A 15,059-nucleotide genomic window follows, 5' to 3' on the forward strand; every position below is an offset into this window, starting at 1 on the left:
AAAATCAACAAGATTTCGGCGGCTGCCAGATGGAATTGAGAATATCTTTATTGTAAAAGATGCTTTTGTAAAAAGTCTGTTTGGATTTAATAATCGGGTTGGATTCTTTGTCAGACAACTGAAAAGTAAAAGGTGTCGCAGGTGTACATACGATGATAAGATGAGCTGCGTGGGAAACAAACGGCAACTGCTGATCTTTGGTATAATCTGAATCTTTTACCGGATTATCATAATGGATTTTGAAGAATGAACCAATGGTGAGTTTCGGATTCTCCTGTTTGTGTTCCAGATAATGCTCTATAAGCACCGGAATTTTCAAAAACTGATAGAGCTCGGTTGTAGAAACCAAGTATAAACTAAGCAATAGTATCGAGATCAGTTTTTTCACTTCTGCAAAATTATAAAATGTTTCGTTAAGAATGGTTTTAAATTATAGTCTGCCTGAATTTTTTTCCTTAGGCACAAAAATTAATCACATTGATTGTTAACGAAGGATCGCTAAGGTTATTTTTATTTAAATCATTCTTTCAAAAGCTGTTCAATTTCCTGATAGAAAGAGTCTTTGCTGTAATCTGCCATTCCGGAATGATGCATTCTTATTTTCCCTGTTTTATCCAGAATAGTGGTTGCCGGAATAGAGCCGCTGTATAATTCTTTGGGAATACTGCTGTCTGGAACTAAAAAAGGAATGCTGAATTTTTCTTTCTGAAGATACTTTTTACCCAAAATTATTTCATCATCAAGATTTACCGTAAGAAATACCATATCTTCATTTGATCTGTACCGGTCATACAGTTTCTGAACGGAGGGAAATTCTGCGCGGCATGGAGGACACCACGAAGCCCAGAAATTGATGAAAACTACTTTTCCTCTGAGCTGAGCCGTTTCAATTATTTCTCCGTGTTCATTTTTTACACTGAAATTCGGCGTTACAAGTGAAGATTCTTCTGTTTTTTCTTCTATTTTTGAATTGAATAATCCTGTGGAAATCATCTGTCTCATCACCCATGCTTTTGCGTCGGGATTTACCCATAAAAGGATGAGTACAGCAATCATAATCACTGTACTCCAGTTTTTTCTGATCCACAGAAGAGATTTATCCATGATTTATTGGGCAATCTGTTTTCTTACCTCATCTTCGGTTACCAATCCCAGATTATCCCAAACAATTTTATCGTTTTTGTAAAGTTTGAGAACCGGAAGTGCAGAAACACTGAGTTCTTTACAGAGTTCTGTGTTTTCATCGACATTGATTCTTACGATCTTTACTTTGTCCGGCATTTCGGCAGCCATTTTTTTAAGGAAAGGCTCCATTTTTTTGCACGGAGCGCACCATTCTGCATAGAAGTCTACCAAAACGGGCGTTTTGCTTTTCAACAAATCATTGTATTGTGCAAGAGTGATTCCTTTTGCGGTTGAAGTTTTGATCTCGGGAAGATCTGCGTTTCTCCATTTCATCATTCCACCCTGCATTTCGTAGACGTTTTTATAGCCTAATTCTCTGAGTTTTGCGGCTGCAGCGGTACTTCTCGGTCCGCTCATACAATAGACGAAAACAGGTTTGTTTTTATCTAAAGCGGCTGCTTTTTCTATGAAATCTCCTCCGTTCCAGTCGATATTCATTGCGTTTTTCAGATGTCCGTTTTTAAATTCTCCGGATGTTCTTACGTCCACTAACTGTGCGTCTTTGGTTTTATCGAGTTTCTGGGAAAATTCGGTTGCGGGAAGTACGTTATCTGTTATACTTTGTGCTTTTCCGCATCCTGTAATGACTACTAAGAAGAATGCAACAATGATGTTTCTGTACATTTTAGATGTTTTGTTTTATTAATCTTTCCAATTCATCTGCCTGAAAGACTCCGGACTGTTTCCACTTCACTTCTCCGTTTTTGAAGATCATTAAAGTAGGAACGCTTCTGATTCCGAACTGTGCGGCAACTGCCTGATTTTTATCGACATCTATTTTGATGATATTTGCCGAATCTCCGATTGCTTTTTTAAGATCCTGAAGAATGGGAGCCTGCATTTTGCACGGACCGCACCATTCTGCAAAAAAATCTACCAAAACGGGTTTGTCCTGACTGATGATTTCCTGAAATTTGTTCATATTCTATTTTGTTTATTAATGGTTTTATTTGATTTCTTCATATTTAATTTCATCATTAATCTGCTTATGATTTTTGGTGGAAACCGAACAGCTTCTTCCTGAACAGCATCCGATATTCAGCAATGGCATCACTGTAAAAATCACTCCTGTAATGATCAGAAACCACATTCCTGATCTTACGGCTTCAATGGTGAGGAATATTCCCATTGCCAATCGCAGAAGTCTTACAAAGTTCCAGTTTTTAAATAGATTGTGAAACATTTTTTGATTTTTTATTTTACTGAAGATTTTATTCCCGCTGAAAATCAACCTGCATTTTTGATTTTCTGCATCGTTTTTACTACATTTTCTAAACTTCCGCCATTCACCACATTGGAAATACCATTTTTTTCCAGTATACCTTTTGCCATGGCGCTTCTGTTGCCGCTTCTGCAGAATACAATGATCTGGTTTTTGTTTTTAAACTTTGAAATCTGATTTTTAATTTCGCTCAGCGGAATATTCTGTTTGCCTTTTACACTTCCTGAAGCGAATTCGGAAGGAGTTCTCACATCAACCAGAAAAGGATTGTTTTTCAATGCATTTTCCAGTGCGGAGCTATCTTTTTTGCCAAATAATATGGATAATAAGTTCATTTTTAAAATATTTTCTGAACAAATTTCAGGATTTAAAAATGGCTTTACTGCTACTTTTGTTACATAAGTATTTTTCTAAATTAATCTGATAAAAGATTGACGAAAAAAAAGCCACAGACTCCGAAGAACTGTGACCAGAAAAAATAGATTTAACGGGAAAATTATTTTGATGATGATAAAATTATGCAGTTTCTTCTATCGCCTGTTCTTTCTTTTTAAACTTCTGAAACAGGAAAATATTCCATAGAATCATTTCATAACCGTAGACCGTATCTTCAATCGGAATCGTCAAAATTCTGATTCCCAGAAAATGTTCAGGATTGTAATTTACAATCGGAGAATCGAGTCCTGTTCCGGTAAGAATTCCGTTCACTCCCAGAAATCCGGGCATCAGAATCAGATAAATAAAAGAACCTTTGCCGATCCATCTTGCGTTTAAGATGAAATACAATACAAACAGACTGATTGCTGTCGTTAAAAACGTCACAAAAGGATAAATTCTGTTTTTGCAGTACAATGCCAGAATAACCAAAGTGACGATGGAAAAAATAACAAATATTTTCTCCATTTCGGGTTTCCAGTCGAGCCTGAAAAATTTATCCAGACAGAAATAGGTAAAAATACAAGAGAACGGAATGCAGATAAAAAATAAAATTTCTTCAATGGGGAGGTTTACAATTCTGAGTCCCAGAAGATATTTATCGTTAAACCACCACACTCCTATTTTGGTAAACCAGATATCCCAAACGATAAAAAACAGGGCTACAATAGACGAAGCAAGAATAAATGCCTTAAAATGCCTGTTCAATTTTATCTTATGATGGAAAGAAAAAATAAAACAGACGATAACCGTAAAAAAATTGATTAGCAGATAAGTGTATTGCAGCATTTTCAGGTGGTTTGTTTTTTAAAATACATTTTGAAGTACTTTACCGGAACCCAAAGAAATCCGAAACATTCTCCTCTTTCTTTTCCTGTGTGTTTATGATGCTGTTTGTGCGCTCTTCTGATCGCCAAAAGGTAAGGATTCTGGGTATTTCTGAGAACTTTAAAGCGCTGATGAATAAAAATATCATGAACGAAGAAGTACGCCATTCCGTACAGTGCAATTCCAACCCCGATGTAAAACCAATGGTTAAAATTCTGCATGGTTCCGTAATACATCAGAATAATGGTGGGAACGGCAAAAATAACGAAGAAATAATCGTTTTTTTCCAGCGGTCCGTCGTTGCTGTGATCGTGATGGTCTTTGTGAAGTGACCACAAAAAACCATGCATCACATATTTATGGATGATCCACGTCATTCCTTCCATAATGAAGAATGTGGCTGCTACAATTAGAAAATTCATTATTCCGCAGTATTTTTATTAAACATTTCTTCCAAAATCTGATATCTGTACGTGAAAATATCTTCCACTTTTTTCTTTACCAGAACAGTGTGTGCAATTTCTCCCAAAAATCCCAAAGGCAGTTCGTAATCCACCGTATCTTTCATAAAAATACCATTTTCATTTGGAATAAACTCGTGGTGGTGATGCCAGAGTTTGTAAGGACCCTGTTCCTGAAAATCGGTGAAACTCTTCTGATGATCTACCTGAATAATTTTGGTTCTCCACTTCATTTTTATTCCGAACAGTGGTGAAACGTAATAATCGATGTTCATTCCTTCGTAGATTTCATCGTTTTCCATTTTGGTTAATACCACGAAGTTCATTTCTTTCGGGGTAATTTTAGAAAGATTATTTGCCGAAGAAAAGAATTTCCATGCGGTTTCGATATCACAATTCAGCTGCTGTTCTCTGTATAGTCTGTGTCTCATTATTCAAGGGTGTAAGTAAATGTATCTATAAAAAAGAAGTTTTATATTGTACGTAGCTGCTCATCATTAAAGAAAGCTTTCTTCCGTTGGATATTCTTATTCTCTGGTTGACAATTTTGGCAGCGGATGTTTTTTTAATTTTTCTGAAAAGCGAAATATAATATCTGTATGCCAGATAAACTCCGAATCTTGAGGATGGTGGAAGTTTTCTGATTCCTTCCAGCGCAATTTTGAACTCTTCTTCAATTTCTTTTTCAATTTGGGCTTTTACTGCATTATCAAAGTATGAAATATCAACATTCGGGAAGTAAGAACGGCCTAAAATCTGATAATCATCTTTCATGTCACGAAGAAAATTCACTTTCTGAAAAGCTGATCCTAATGTCATGGCATAAGGCTTCAGTCTTTCAAATTCATCAATATTTCCTTCTGTAAAAATATGAAGACACATTAATCCTACCACTTCCGCAGAACCCAGAATATATTCTTTGTATAAATCTGAATTATAATCTATTTTCTGAAGATCCATTTCCATACTTTTCAGAAACTGATGAATAAGGGCGTAATCAATTTTATACTGATGTACGGTTTCCTGAAAAGAATGAAGCACCGGATTCAGAGAAATTTTATCTTCCAAAGCACAGAATGTCTCTTCTTTGTATTTTGAAAGAAGTTTCTGTTTATCATGATCGTGAAAACTGTCTACGATTTCGTCGGCAAGACGAACATAACCGTAAATGGCGTAGATCGGGTTTCGTATTTTCGGAGAAAGCGCCATAATTCCTAAAGAAAAGCTGGTGCTGTACTGTCTGGTTGTTTCCCTGCTGATTTTATAAGACAGGTCATCAAAAAGTTTTTTCATAGTTAATTCAATTTATTTGCTTCTCTGGCGACTATTTTACCTGATATAATGGATGGCGGAACTCCCGGTCCCGGAACCGTTAGCTGACCTGTGTAAAGAAGGTTTTTTACTTTCCTGTTTTTTACAGATGGTTTTAAAACTGCAGTTTGTGATAAGGTATTGGCAAGACCGTAAGCATTACCTTTGTATGCATTATAATCTTTTTTGAAATCTTCTACGCAATAGCTTCTTTTGTACTCTAATTTAGAAATAAGATCTGAAGTTCCGGTATGTTTTTCCAGTCTTGAGATCATTTCAAGGAAATATTTCTCCCTCATTTCTTCAGAATCTTCTATTCCCGGCGCTACAGGCATCAAAAGAAATACGTTTTCCCCGTTTTCCGGTGCGGTATCTTTATCTGTTTTTGAAGGACAGCAAGCGTAAAATAATGGTTTTGTTGGCCACTTTTTATCTTCATAAATTTCGTTTGTATGAAGCTCAAGATCGTTTTCAAAAAATAAAGTGTGATGGGTAAGATTGGGAATTTTTTCGTTGAATCCTAAATAATAGATAAGACAGGAAGGTGCAAAAACTCTCTTTTCCCAATATTTTTCGTCATAATTTCTGTGAGATTCCGGAAGTAAAGTTTCCGTATGCTGATAATCTGATGAAGCAATCACCGTGTCGAATCTTAATTCTTCACCATTGATTTTCAGACCGACCGCTTTGTTGTTTTCAAGAATAATTTTCTCGACATTGGAATCTAAATGAAAATGAACTCCGCCGTCAGAAGCAATCTGCATCATTGCCTGCGTAACTTTTGCGAATCCTCCCATCGGATACCAAGTTCCTAATTTGTAGCCGCCGTAATTCATTAAACTGTAAAGAGCCGGAATATCTTTCGGTGCTGCTCCTAAAAAGATTACCGGAAATTCCATGAGCATGATAAGCTTAGGATTTTTGAAATATTTCCTTACAAACCGCTGAAAATTGGTAAGCAAATCCAGTTTCAAAGCACTTTTCGCAATTTTCGGAGAGACAAATTCAAACCATGAATGGCAGGGTTTGTTTACGAAATCTTTCATTCCGACTTCATATTTATACTGGGCGTCGTTCATGAATTCGTCAAGCTGTTTTCCTGCACCTTTTTCTATGCTTTCGAAAAGGTTTTTCATCTCTTCATAATTTTCAGGAATTCCCATCACTCCGTCTGAAAATACCATTTCAAACTGAGGATTCAGAGGAATAAGATCATAGAAATCCGAAGATTTCCTTCCGAAGTCATTAAAAAAAGCTTCGATAATATCGGGCATCCAATACCAGCTTGGCCCCATATCGAATACGTAACCATTATCCGTTGTAAACTGTCTTGCTCTTCCTCCCACTTCGCTGTTTTTCTCGAAAACATGCACTTCATATCCGTCTTTGGATAAATAGGAAGCTGCCGACAAGCCGGAAAATCCTGAACCGATAATTGCTACTTTTCTGCTCATAGTTTTAGTTTTTAAATGCGTATTCCTGATAAACCGTATTGATAAGATCTTTGCTGTCGATATTTCTGGAAAATATCGGATGGTGAAAACGGTCAAGTTTATTAAGAATACGTATAAGTTCCATTTTTTCTGTATAATTTAGGTTTCCGGCAACAATATTAGTTGCGTTTCGGATTTTTTCCATCTGTTTGTCAAGAGCAAGCAGCCCTTTTTCTGAAATGCTGATGTATTTACTTCTTTTATCATCATCAGATTCGGTCTGTTCGATCCATCCCTGTTTTAATAATCTGGCAATAATGAGCATTCCCGCAGGTTTTTCCTGAATATTTTTTTTAATCAGCTCTGTTTTGGTCATTCTTCCGAAAGATCTCAGATTGATAAGGTAAATAAATTCTTCCTGCGTAGAAAATTCGGAATCCGCAATTGCAGATTTAGAATAAGTTTTTGCATATCTGTTAAGATGTACCAAAAGTGTATTAATAGCACTTTCTGGGCTTCTTCCATTTTCTTTTCCTTCCCAGTAGGGATCATTCTGCTTATCCTGATTTTTAGAAGATTCTTTATCATGTATCCAGGTTTTAAATCCTTCAACATCTTTAGAATATATATTTCCCGAATTTTCAGCTTCAAATTCTTCTAATAATCCTATTATGTCTTTAATCAAAGAATATTCCATTTCGTAAAAATTAGTATACAAATATACTATTTAATTTAAAATAATAAATATTTATACACTTAAATATTTTTTCATTATCTTTAAAAATTATTAACTATGGATATGAAAACTAATTCTGATATAAAAGAAACCTCATCCGGTGACTGTAAAAAATATATCAATGATTATCTGCATTCCTGTGTAAAGAAGGAATTCGGGCTGGACATTTCATTTGGAGAAGAATATGAAATCATGCAGAATATTGTTTCCAATAAATCTATGATTGTACCTAAGTTCTCCGATTATATTGTGGAAAATCCTAAGCTTCATGCTTTTTTGAAAGCACACATCGCACATCTTAATAAAGAGATGTTCGCTTCCCATATTTCTTAAAACAACATTTGATAAAATAAATTTATGAAGGGCGTTCTGAAGTTTCAGAGCGCTTTTTTATAGATGGAATTTTCGGTTATTGTTTGTCTCTCCGTTCAAAAAGAAAAACGAAATCAAGGTTTAATATTCGAAAAGATGTGTCAGCAATTTTATATAACCAAAAACTCCTCAAAAACCTGAGGAGTTAAATAGAAAAGTAAATGGTGTGAAAAAACAAGTGTATAAATAACTTTTTATTCAAAATCCAGCAAGCCGTCGGCGAGAATCTTCCACTGTATTTTTCCGAACCCGAAAATTCCGCCCAGAGCGATGAAAAAATTTCTTATTTTATCCCAAAAAGATGCATTGAAATTCGGTCTTTCGTTTCTCCCGTATACTGCGGCTTTCAATATATTTCCTTCTTTGGAGATCAACATACTGGAAGTGGCTGCAGGCGTATAAAAATGCGCAACATAGCCTTTCAGCTTATTAGGCTCTTTAGACGGTCTGCACATCATCAGATAAGATTCGCTTTTGTCTGTATCCCGATGCGAGATATTAATGATCTCTACCCAGTCGTATCCTTTAGCTTCCACCGTTCCGGGACCGGGAATGGCAATTCTTATAAAATCTCCTTTTTTGGGAAAACGGTCTGCCAATTCTCCGGAAGCATCAAAATGTTTAAAATCTGCTGAAGCATTACCACAGTATTCTTTCCATCGGTTAATAGAAAAAAAACGTTCTTTGAGAACAGCAAATTTTGAGTTGATTTCTAAAATCTTAAACTGTTTCGTACTTTCGGTATCGTGGAATCCTCCCTTCTTTTGTATCGGAACTCCCGGAATCTGCTTCGGCTTCATATTTCTTTCTTTGTGATGATCTGTTACAAATTTAGTATACAATACTGCAGCTGATTATGAGCAGAATCACAATCATGTATTTTATTTATCAATTGATTATAATCATACATTTATTATTCAGGAATAACGAAATTCGGTTTAATGAATCAACAGAAAAGAATTGTAAACGAAGTGTTATTTTTATGAAAAAGAATTTTTTCGACCGGTTTGCAGATCGGTCTGCATGTTTTGCCGGAAGTCCCGAAGCCTTTATCGGAGCAAGTGTTTTAGTAATTATCTGGGCTGCAACGGGTCCGTTTTTTAAATTTTCGGAGGTCTGGCAAATGGTTATTAATACAGGAACTACAATTGTTACCTTCTTAATGGTTTTTCTTATCCAGAAAGCTCAGAATAAAGATTCAAAAGCCATCCAGATTAAACTTAATGAACTGATTAAAGCACATGATAAGGCTAATAACAGAATTGTAGATATCGAAGATCTTACAGAAGATGAACTGGACGAACTTCATAAACTTTATGAAAAATTCGGAAAGCTTCCCAAGAGAACAGAGGACGATCCTGCCTGAGACCGAGGATGATGCAGCTAAATATTTTGTTGCTGGTTAAGCTTAATCAGTATTCTAAATCTATTAAATAATTTATGATGATGAATCTCCGGAACGATCTATTAGAATTTACAGGAAATTATTTTCAGACTACCAAGGAAACCATTGCCGTCGCAGAGAGTGTAACGGCTGGGTTTTTACAGTTTTCATTTTCGCAGATTAAAGATGCCTCAACTTTTTTCAAGGGCGGAATTACGGCGTATACGCTGGAAGAAAAAGTAAGATTTTTAAAAGTTGACCGAAAAGAAGCAGAAGAGAACGATTGTGTTTCGCAGAATATTGCGGATACGATGGCTTTAAATGTTACGGACTTATTTCATACCGATTGGGGAATTGCCATTACAGGTTATGCAACTCCAGTGGAAGAATCGGAACACAGGCTTTTTGCTTATTTCAGTTTTGTCTATAAAAATAAAACAGTCTTTTCCCACAAAATGAATCTTAATTCCAGAAAAGAAGCGATGAATGCCCAAATATGTTACAGTGAATTTATTATGGAATGCCTGAAAGTTGAAATGGAAAAACAGCTGACAATGAAAGAGAAAAAAAATTAACACCACCACACCACAATATTATATATGGAAAGTTTACAGCTAAAAGGAAAAAACGTTTTTATAACCGGAGCAGACAGCGGAATCGGAAAAGCAACAGTACTGCTATTTGCCAGGGAAGGAGCAAACATTGCTTTCATCCATTATAAAGACAGGAAAGATGCAGAAAAAACCCAGAAAAAAATTGCAGATTTCGGAAAAAAATTAAATTCCTGATGAATGTAAAGAGATAATTCTGAAATTGGTTTAAAAAAGGTTATAAAAAAACTATTCCCAGAAATAAATGCTGAGAATAGTTTTGTAATTTACTTAAGAAGGTATTTCCTATTTAACTGCTGATTTTGCTTTCTCAGATTCCATTAAATGGTGTTCTAAAGTAGGAAGTGTACTGCTGGCAAAGGATTTCAGCGATGCTTCCGAACCGGAGGCAGCTTCTTTTTTAAACGCTGCAATATCTTCTTTATGATCGCTCACCATAAGATCGGTGTAGGCTTTGTCGAAATCTTTTCCTCTTTTAGCCTTCAGATCATCATACATTTTCTGGTGATCTGCATCTAAACCTGTCGGCAATGTATATCCTGATGTGGATGCCCATTTTTTAAGCTCATCATTGGCTTTGCTGTGGTCTTTTACCATCATTTCACCCAACGATTTCACTGTGGCATTTTCTGCATTTGTTGCCGCAAGTTTGCCCATCATCACTTCCATCATACCTCCTTTTGCAGCAGCATCGGCAAACGATTTATCCTGATCGCTAAGAGATGTTTTGGAGGCAGAATCCGGCTGTGTAGCTGCTGCATTTGCGGAATCATTTTTCATCATTCCCGAATCTGCGGGTGCCATCATTGCAGTGCTGTCCGCAGAAGTGTCTACATTGGTCGTTTCATTTTTTTTACAGGCTACCATCGCTGCGATAGCAAGAATACTTAGAATTGAATTTTTCATAATATTAATATGTTTGTGGTTTAATTTGCAGGATATTTTATGTTTGATTTCTAATGTGTAACAATTTGTCTGCCAAAAGCTTAAGATAGCAGCAGAACAGATACCACAATTATTGATTTAAATTAGATATTAAAAAAAATTTATCAGAAACCGCTGATTTCTGTCTGAGAAGAAGGAACCTGTTGTTTCAGTTCAAAGCTGAATTCAGGAAATTGATGTAAGGTAAAATTATATTCAATCTGTTTTTCGGAAAGAAAATCTTTAATGGTAGCAATAAGATTCCGGATCATCCAAATATGGAAGGTGTATTTCTGATCTGTAAAAGAATCGATCTGTTTACAGACATTAACGAAGGTACGCTGAACAATCTCTTCTGCAAGTTCTTTAGAAGAAACCGATTTTAAAGCAAGACCATACAATATACTGCTGTAGCTTTTGTAGAGTTTTTCAAATCCTTGCTGCCGGTTTTTCTTTATCAAAATACACAAGGCGACCTCTGCTGAGTTGATTTCGGTATTCAATTTTGTCATGTGGTGGTTGCGATATGGTACTGAATCATATTATTTTTCACGTCATCCAATGTCATCAGAAATTTAAAAATGATAGTAACAGAACATCAACGCAACTGACAAATCTCTACACTCTATAAATAAAATTTTACGATTTCTATCTAAACGATCAGATAAAATCTACTATACAAATGCTATGCTAGAAATTTTAATTTCCGGAAATGATGAGATTAAAATTGGAAAATCCTTTAATAACATTAACCAAAAGCATACTAAAAATATGATAAAGTATTGATGAAATTCCGAATTTTTACATTAATTTCTGCTCCTCTTTCTTTACTCGTCGGAACATCTTTCATGGTCACTTTTTAAATTATCCAAAAATCATAAGTAATTCAACAATAAAAGTAAAATTCAATAAAGATTTTTGTATATTGAATTTAAAAAAATATGAATAATATATTTATTAGTTGGTCTGGTGAAGCTAGTATGAAAATTGCCCAGGAATTAAAAAACTGGCTGCCAAAAATAATTCAGTCTTCCAAGCCATATTATACACCTGATGATATTGAAAAAGGAACCAGATGGCTCCCAGATATTAATGCAAAACTTTCTGAATGTTTAATTGGTTTAATTTGTCTTACAAAAGATAATACTGAAAAGCCATGGATACTTTTTGAAGCTGGAGCTTTATCCAATAGACTTGAAAAATCAAAAGTTTGTCCTATTTTATTTGGATTAAAAAAATCTGAAGTTACATCGCCATTATCTAATTTTCAACTTACCACTTTTAATAGCTCTGAAATGTTTGATTTGGTAAAATCAATTAATAACTCTATGGACGAACGAGCTGTTGATAAAGAAGTATTAAAATCGACATTTGATGCTTTTTTTCCTGAGTTTCAAAAGAAAATTGAAAAAATATTAAATGAAGATTCATCAGATATAAAAAAACCCGAAAGAAGTGAAAGAGATATTTTAGAAGAAATTTTAGATTTAGTTAGAAAACACGAAAATATAAGGACAACAAACGTAACTTCTGCATCATCTATAACTTTACAAGATTTACTTAAGAACTACCCTCAAAATACGGAAAAGATAATATATAATATAGGTGATAAAGTGTCACACATATTGTATGGTTATGGTATTGTTGATAGGGTTATAATCGATGAACAAAATCGCCAAGCAATATGGGTAAATTTTGAAAATGGACACATCGGTGCAGTAAGAAATGACATACAGCTTACAAAATTGTTATAATTAATTTGAACTAGTCAATAGATATATTTTACTTCCCAAAAAACAAATCTGCTTCTGCTTTTCTTCTTCTCACCAAACCTGCCAGAACTTTTCCGCCTGCTGTGGTGTATTTTGTAGTAAACCAGCTTCTGATGGATGCTGCTTCTGCTTTTTTATTGATAAGTGAGAACAAGGTATCCGATCCTCCTGTGTTGTACGTGTGCGAAACAAGCGCATCGAACTGGTTTTGGGTAAGCTGAATTTTAATTTTTGCTGACACTATTTTTTCATAGGTCGGTAAAACCGATGCAAACAATTCTGCTCCTTTTTCCTTTGTAATCGGCAAATCTTTCATGGTCACTTTTTTGCCTCCGGGATAATAGGTATTTCCGTAGCCGATTGTCGGAATTCCGGCAGAATCCAGATAAGGCTTTGCGCTGAAGCCTTCGAATGATAAAATGAAGTTTATACCTTTTTGTGATGTTGTCATTTTTTAAAATATTTATAGGTGAAAAATGCGAGAATTATAATTCCTGCAATGATGGTGATAACAATCCATGCGCCTGCCTGAAATCCGTTTACTTTTATCTTTTTTGTCTGTGCGGAAATTTTGAGATCAGATTCTTTTTTTACTTCCTTAGAAATAATTTTCTGATCTGTGTTCCGGATAAGACTTACCGCCTGCTCTTTTTTTATCTCTGATTTTTTGCTGTCTGATTTCACATAATGATTATTGATAATATATTCTGCATTTCCAACAATTGAAATACTCTGAAGCGTATCTTTCCCCACAATGTTGTGGTAAACAAAAGGATTGGCTTCATCGGATTTTCCTTTGATAAATATTTCTCCGGATTTTTCGTCTTTTCTATCATCAGAAAGCGTTTGCGAGAAAGTGTTCTGAGCAGACTGCCGGTTTTGTGAACCCAGGGAATCTGTTTTTACTTTTTCTGATTCATTCCTGTTTTCTTCATAATGAGTGACTGCTTTATTTTTACTTCTGCAGCCAAAAGCCATACTCATTAATGTGATGAGCAGTAAAGTTTTTATTTTCATGATCTTGGTGTTTGAAATTGGAGTTTTATGAGAATACTTTATCCTCTTTTAAATATTCTTTCCTGATACTTTCCAACAGCATCTCCGAATTAACTTTATAGCCAGGTTCTTCCGATGCAATCGCCTTTAAGCATACATCCTGAATGATGTTCATAATATTGGATCCTGTAAGTTCGTATCTTCTGGAAATCTGATCCAGATTAATATCTCCCAAATCCAGCTGCTGCGGTAAATTCTGCTCCCAGATGCGCAGACGTTCTTCGTACTTAGGATTATTGAATTTTATACAGCTGTGGAAACGTCTCGTAAAGGCTTTATCCATATTGTTTTTGAAATTGGACGCCAGAATAATTAGTCCCGAAAAAGTTTCTATCCTCTGCAGGAGGTAGGAGACTTCCTGATTGGCATACTTATCATGCGCATCGCGAACATTGGTTCTTTTCCCGAAAATAGCATCCGCTTCATCAAAAAATAATATCCAGTTTTTATTTTCTGCCTTATCGAATAATTTTGCCAGATGTTTTTCTGTTTCGCCGATATATTTTGAAACAAGCATAGATACATCTACTCTGAACACAGGACGCTGGGTATATTTTCCCAAGAGACTTGCCGCAAGCGTTTTTCCGGTTCCGGGATCTCCATAAAAAAGTACGCGGAAGCCCGGTTTAAGTTTCTTCTGCATTCCCCAGTCTTCCATTAAAATCCGGCTGCTGTTGTACCAGTCTTCAATACCTTTAAGCTCTTCCAGAGTAGTTTGAGGAAGGATTAAATCTGCCCATGTTCTGCCTGTGTGAAGCTGTTCCGCAGGAAAATCGTTGCTCATTTTAGGAAGCTGTTCTGTCCCGAACATTAAAGCATCAAAAGCATCCTGATGAACACTGATCAGACTATTAACCGATGTGCTTTCCTGTGCAGAACATGAAAAAACAAGAAGTTCTTCTTTTACCAATACTGAATTCTGCCCGAAATAATCCAATGCTTTTAATCGTTCTGAAATACTTTCTCCGCCCAGAATGTACTGCAATGCCTGAACAGTAGGATTAAAAAGTCTTCCGTTATCGTTAACCGAACAGAAATCAAAGAACGGACTGGATGGATATTCAAGATAAACTCTCTTCAGTAAAGATGGATCCAATCTCGGCAGTAAAGCCATTAATAAAATAACAACTTCCTGATGAGTCAGTTTTTTTTCTGAAATATAATTTCCCAGATGAGAGCTTTTGTAATCGTTCGGATTAAACCGGGGTGCCAGATTAAAATCTTCATCAGAATGACTGACGCGCCATGTAATAACGCTTTCTAAATGGGTGAATAAGTTTTGTAATTGTATTGAATCCATTAATTCTATTCTTTTTTCTTTATTAATTT

The 15,059-nt window shown here is 35.4% G+C and carries 23 protein-coding genes; 5 read left to right on the plus strand and 18 right to left on the minus strand.

What is annotated here, in order from left to right; all coding sequences use genetic code 11:
• Window positions 1-4: 4 nt before the first annotated feature.
• From WFH39_RS19070 to WFH39_RS19125, 12 genes are all read right to left on the minus strand, one after another.
• Window positions 5-388 carry a hypothetical protein gene (locus tag WFH39_RS19070; protein WP_087711133.1) on the minus strand — a complete coding sequence of 128 codons (384 nt, stop codon included), beginning with the start codon at window positions 386-388 and terminating at the stop codon, window positions 5-7.
• Window positions 389-519: 131 nt separating this feature from the next.
• On the minus strand, window positions 520-1,104 hold the full coding sequence (locus WFH39_RS19075) for a TlpA family protein disulfide reductase (protein ID WP_336691038.1): 585 nt from the start codon (window positions 1,102-1,104) through the stop codon (window positions 520-522).
• Window positions 1,105-1,107: 3 nt separating this feature from the next.
• Window positions 1,108-1,809 (minus strand): thioredoxin domain-containing protein, encoded by a 702-nt coding sequence (locus WFH39_RS19080; protein WP_336691039.1) that lies wholly within the window; start codon window positions 1,807-1,809, stop codon window positions 1,108-1,110.
• Between the two features lies 1 nt (window position 1,810).
• Window positions 1,811-2,107 (minus strand): thioredoxin, encoded by a 297-nt coding sequence (trxA, locus tag WFH39_RS19085; protein ID WP_116099601.1) that lies wholly within the window; start codon window positions 2,105-2,107, stop codon window positions 1,811-1,813.
• Between the two features lie 24 nt (window positions 2,108-2,131).
• A complete protein-coding gene (locus tag WFH39_RS19090) occupies window positions 2,132-2,368 on the minus strand; it encodes a hypothetical protein (protein ID WP_336691040.1) in 237 nt (78 codons plus the stop codon).
• A gap of 44 nt (window positions 2,369-2,412) precedes the next feature.
• On the minus strand, window positions 2,413-2,742 hold the full coding sequence (locus WFH39_RS19095; protein ID WP_336691041.1) for a rhodanese-like domain-containing protein: 330 nt from the start codon (window positions 2,740-2,742) through the stop codon (window positions 2,413-2,415).
• 181 nt (window positions 2,743-2,923) lie between these two features.
• Window positions 2,924-3,631 carry a lycopene cyclase domain-containing protein gene (locus tag WFH39_RS19100; protein WP_336691042.1) on the minus strand — a complete coding sequence of 236 codons (708 nt, stop codon included), beginning with the start codon at window positions 3,629-3,631 and terminating at the stop codon, window positions 2,924-2,926.
• Window positions 3,632-3,633: 2 nt separating this feature from the next.
• On the minus strand, window positions 3,634-4,092 hold the full coding sequence (locus WFH39_RS19105; protein WP_087711147.1) for a sterol desaturase family protein: 459 nt from the start codon (window positions 4,090-4,092) through the stop codon (window positions 3,634-3,636).
• The gene (locus WFH39_RS19110; protein ID WP_235130171.1) at window positions 4,092-4,562 is read right to left on the minus strand and encodes an SRPBCC family protein; all 471 of its coding nucleotides are present in this window, start codon (window positions 4,560-4,562) and stop codon (window positions 4,092-4,094) included. The genes WFH39_RS19105 and WFH39_RS19110 overlap by 1 nt, the downstream gene beginning before the upstream one ends.
• 25 nt (window positions 4,563-4,587) lie before the next feature.
• Window positions 4,588-5,424, minus strand: coding sequence for a phytoene/squalene synthase family protein (locus WFH39_RS19115; RefSeq protein ID WP_336691043.1), 837 nt, complete (start codon window positions 5,422-5,424; stop codon window positions 4,588-4,590).
• Between the two features lie 2 nt (window positions 5,425-5,426).
• Window positions 5,427-6,896 (minus strand): phytoene desaturase family protein, encoded by a 1,470-nt coding sequence (locus WFH39_RS19120; protein ID WP_336691044.1) that lies wholly within the window; start codon window positions 6,894-6,896, stop codon window positions 5,427-5,429.
• Between the two features lie 4 nt (window positions 6,897-6,900).
• Entirely contained in the window at window positions 6,901-7,572 is a 672-nt protein-coding gene (locus WFH39_RS19125) for a MarR family winged helix-turn-helix transcriptional regulator (RefSeq protein WP_214590290.1), read from the minus strand.
• 96 nt (window positions 7,573-7,668) lie between these two features.
• Between WFH39_RS19125 and WFH39_RS19130 the strand changes: the two genes are divergently transcribed.
• On the plus strand, window positions 7,669-7,944 hold the full coding sequence (locus WFH39_RS19130) for a hypothetical protein (protein WP_336691045.1): 276 nt from the start codon (window positions 7,669-7,671) through the stop codon (window positions 7,942-7,944).
• 233 nt (window positions 7,945-8,177) lie between these two features.
• Here WFH39_RS19130 and WFH39_RS19135 read toward each other — a convergent pair whose 3' ends face one another.
• Window positions 8,178-8,783 carry a hypothetical protein gene (locus tag WFH39_RS19135; RefSeq protein ID WP_336691046.1) on the minus strand — a complete coding sequence of 202 codons (606 nt, stop codon included), beginning with the start codon at window positions 8,781-8,783 and terminating at the stop codon, window positions 8,178-8,180.
• Window positions 8,784-8,965: 182 nt separating this feature from the next.
• Between WFH39_RS19135 and WFH39_RS19140 the strand changes: the two genes are divergently transcribed.
• From WFH39_RS19140 to WFH39_RS19150, 3 genes are all read left to right on the plus strand, one after another.
• Window positions 8,966-9,349, plus strand: coding sequence for a low affinity iron permease family protein (locus WFH39_RS19140; protein WP_336691047.1), 384 nt, complete (start codon window positions 8,966-8,968; stop codon window positions 9,347-9,349).
• Between the two features lie 77 nt (window positions 9,350-9,426).
• Window positions 9,427-9,942: a CinA family protein gene (locus tag WFH39_RS19145; RefSeq protein WP_336691048.1), complete on the plus strand. Its 516-nt coding sequence runs from the start codon at window positions 9,427-9,429 to the stop codon at window positions 9,940-9,942.
• 24 nt (window positions 9,943-9,966) lie between these two features.
• Window positions 9,967-10,155 (plus strand): SDR family NAD(P)-dependent oxidoreductase, encoded by a 189-nt coding sequence (locus tag WFH39_RS19150; protein WP_336691049.1) that lies wholly within the window; start codon window positions 9,967-9,969, stop codon window positions 10,153-10,155.
• A 108-nt stretch (window positions 10,156-10,263) separates the two neighbouring features.
• On the opposite strand, the gene WFH39_RS19155 is transcribed toward WFH39_RS19150, so the two are convergent.
• Together WFH39_RS19155 and WFH39_RS19160 are read right to left on the minus strand one after the other, a co-directional pair.
• On the minus strand, window positions 10,264-10,884 hold the full coding sequence (locus tag WFH39_RS19155) for a DUF4142 domain-containing protein (protein ID WP_336691050.1): 621 nt from the start codon (window positions 10,882-10,884) through the stop codon (window positions 10,264-10,266).
• Between the two features lie 143 nt (window positions 10,885-11,027).
• On the minus strand, window positions 11,028-11,405 hold the full coding sequence (locus WFH39_RS19160; RefSeq protein ID WP_336691051.1) for an RNA polymerase sigma factor: 378 nt from the start codon (window positions 11,403-11,405) through the stop codon (window positions 11,028-11,030).
• A 438-nt stretch (window positions 11,406-11,843) separates the two neighbouring features.
• Here WFH39_RS19160 and WFH39_RS19165 point away from each other — a divergent pair, with 438 nt between their 5' ends.
• Complete coding sequence (locus tag WFH39_RS19165; RefSeq protein ID WP_235130156.1) at window positions 11,844-12,656, plus strand: TIR domain-containing protein; 813 nt, start codon at window positions 11,844-11,846, stop codon at window positions 12,654-12,656.
• A 28-nt stretch (window positions 12,657-12,684) separates the two neighbouring features.
• Here WFH39_RS19165 and WFH39_RS19170 read toward each other — a convergent pair whose 3' ends face one another.
• The 3 genes from WFH39_RS19170 to WFH39_RS19180 are packed head-to-tail and all read right to left on the minus strand — an operon-like array spanning window position 12,685 to window position 15,030.
• Entirely contained in the window at window positions 12,685-13,125 is a 441-nt protein-coding gene (locus WFH39_RS19170) for a lysozyme (protein WP_336691052.1), read from the minus strand.
• Window positions 13,122-13,691, minus strand: coding sequence for a hypothetical protein (locus WFH39_RS19175; protein ID WP_336691053.1), 570 nt, complete (start codon window positions 13,689-13,691; stop codon window positions 13,122-13,124). The genes WFH39_RS19170 and WFH39_RS19175 overlap by 4 nt, the downstream gene beginning before the upstream one ends.
• Window positions 13,692-13,716: 25 nt before the next feature.
• Entirely contained in the window at window positions 13,717-15,030 is a 1,314-nt protein-coding gene (locus WFH39_RS19180; RefSeq protein ID WP_336691054.1) for an ATP-binding protein, read from the minus strand.
• Window positions 15,031-15,059 lie beyond the last annotated feature (29 nt).

Source organism: Chryseobacterium sp. MMO-72 (assembly GCF_037146035.1).
Taxonomy (GTDB): domain Bacteria; phylum Bacteroidota; class Bacteroidia; order Flavobacteriales; family Weeksellaceae; genus Chryseobacterium; species Chryseobacterium indicum.

Coding starts and splice junctions, on each gene's coding strand:
- WFH39_RS19110 (WP_235130171.1), bottom strand. CDS start 4,562: ATGAGACACAGACTATACAGAGAACAGCAGCTGAATTGTGATATCGAA.
- WFH39_RS19165 (WP_235130156.1), top strand. CDS start 11,844: ATGAATAATATATTTATTAGTTGGTCTGGTGAAGCTAGTATGAAAATT.
- WFH39_RS19080 (WP_336691039.1), bottom strand. CDS start 1,809: ATGTACAGAAACATCATTGTTGCATTCTTCTTAGTAGTCATTACAGGA.
- WFH39_RS19100 (WP_336691042.1), bottom strand. CDS start 3,631: ATGCTGCAATACACTTATCTGCTAATCAATTTTTTTACGGTTATCGTC.
- WFH39_RS19120 (WP_336691044.1), bottom strand. CDS start 6,896: ATGAGCAGAAAAGTAGCAATTATCGGTTCAGGATTTTCCGGCTTGTCG.
- WFH39_RS19135 (WP_336691046.1), bottom strand. CDS start 8,783: ATGAAGCCGAAGCAGATTCCGGGAGTTCCGATACAAAAGAAGGGAGGA.
- WFH39_RS19090 (WP_336691040.1), bottom strand. CDS start 2,368: ATGTTTCACAATCTATTTAAAAACTGGAACTTTGTAAGACTTCTGCGA.
- WFH39_RS19175 (WP_336691053.1), bottom strand. CDS start 13,691: ATGAAAATAAAAACTTTACTGCTCATCACATTAATGAGTATGGCTTTT.
- trxA (WP_116099601.1), bottom strand. CDS start 2,107: ATGAACAAATTTCAGGAAATCATCAGTCAGGACAAACCCGTTTTGGTA.
- WFH39_RS19075 (WP_336691038.1), bottom strand. CDS start 1,104: ATGGATAAATCTCTTCTGTGGATCAGAAAAAACTGGAGTACAGTGATT.
- WFH39_RS19130 (WP_336691045.1), top strand. CDS start 7,669: ATGGATATGAAAACTAATTCTGATATAAAAGAAACCTCATCCGGTGAC.
- WFH39_RS19140 (WP_336691047.1), top strand. CDS start 8,966: ATGAAAAAGAATTTTTTCGACCGGTTTGCAGATCGGTCTGCATGTTTT.
- WFH39_RS19145 (WP_336691048.1), top strand. CDS start 9,427: ATGATGAATCTCCGGAACGATCTATTAGAATTTACAGGAAATTATTTT.
- WFH39_RS19105 (WP_087711147.1), bottom strand. CDS start 4,092: ATGAATTTTCTAATTGTAGCAGCCACATTCTTCATTATGGAAGGAATG.
- WFH39_RS19180 (WP_336691054.1), bottom strand. CDS start 15,030: ATGGATTCAATACAATTACAAAACTTATTCACCCATTTAGAAAGCGTT.
- WFH39_RS19170 (WP_336691052.1), bottom strand. CDS start 13,125: ATGACAACATCACAAAAAGGTATAAACTTCATTTTATCATTCGAAGGC.
- WFH39_RS19125 (WP_214590290.1), bottom strand. CDS start 7,572: ATGGAATATTCTTTGATTAAAGACATAATAGGATTATTAGAAGAATTT.
- WFH39_RS19095 (WP_336691041.1), bottom strand. CDS start 2,742: ATGAACTTATTATCCATATTATTTGGCAAAAAAGATAGCTCCGCACTG.
- WFH39_RS19115 (WP_336691043.1), bottom strand. CDS start 5,424: ATGAAAAAACTTTTTGATGACCTGTCTTATAAAATCAGCAGGGAAACA.
- WFH39_RS19150 (WP_336691049.1), top strand. CDS start 9,967: ATGGAAAGTTTACAGCTAAAAGGAAAAAACGTTTTTATAACCGGAGCA.
- WFH39_RS19155 (WP_336691050.1), bottom strand. CDS start 10,884: ATGAAAAATTCAATTCTAAGTATTCTTGCTATCGCAGCGATGGTAGCC.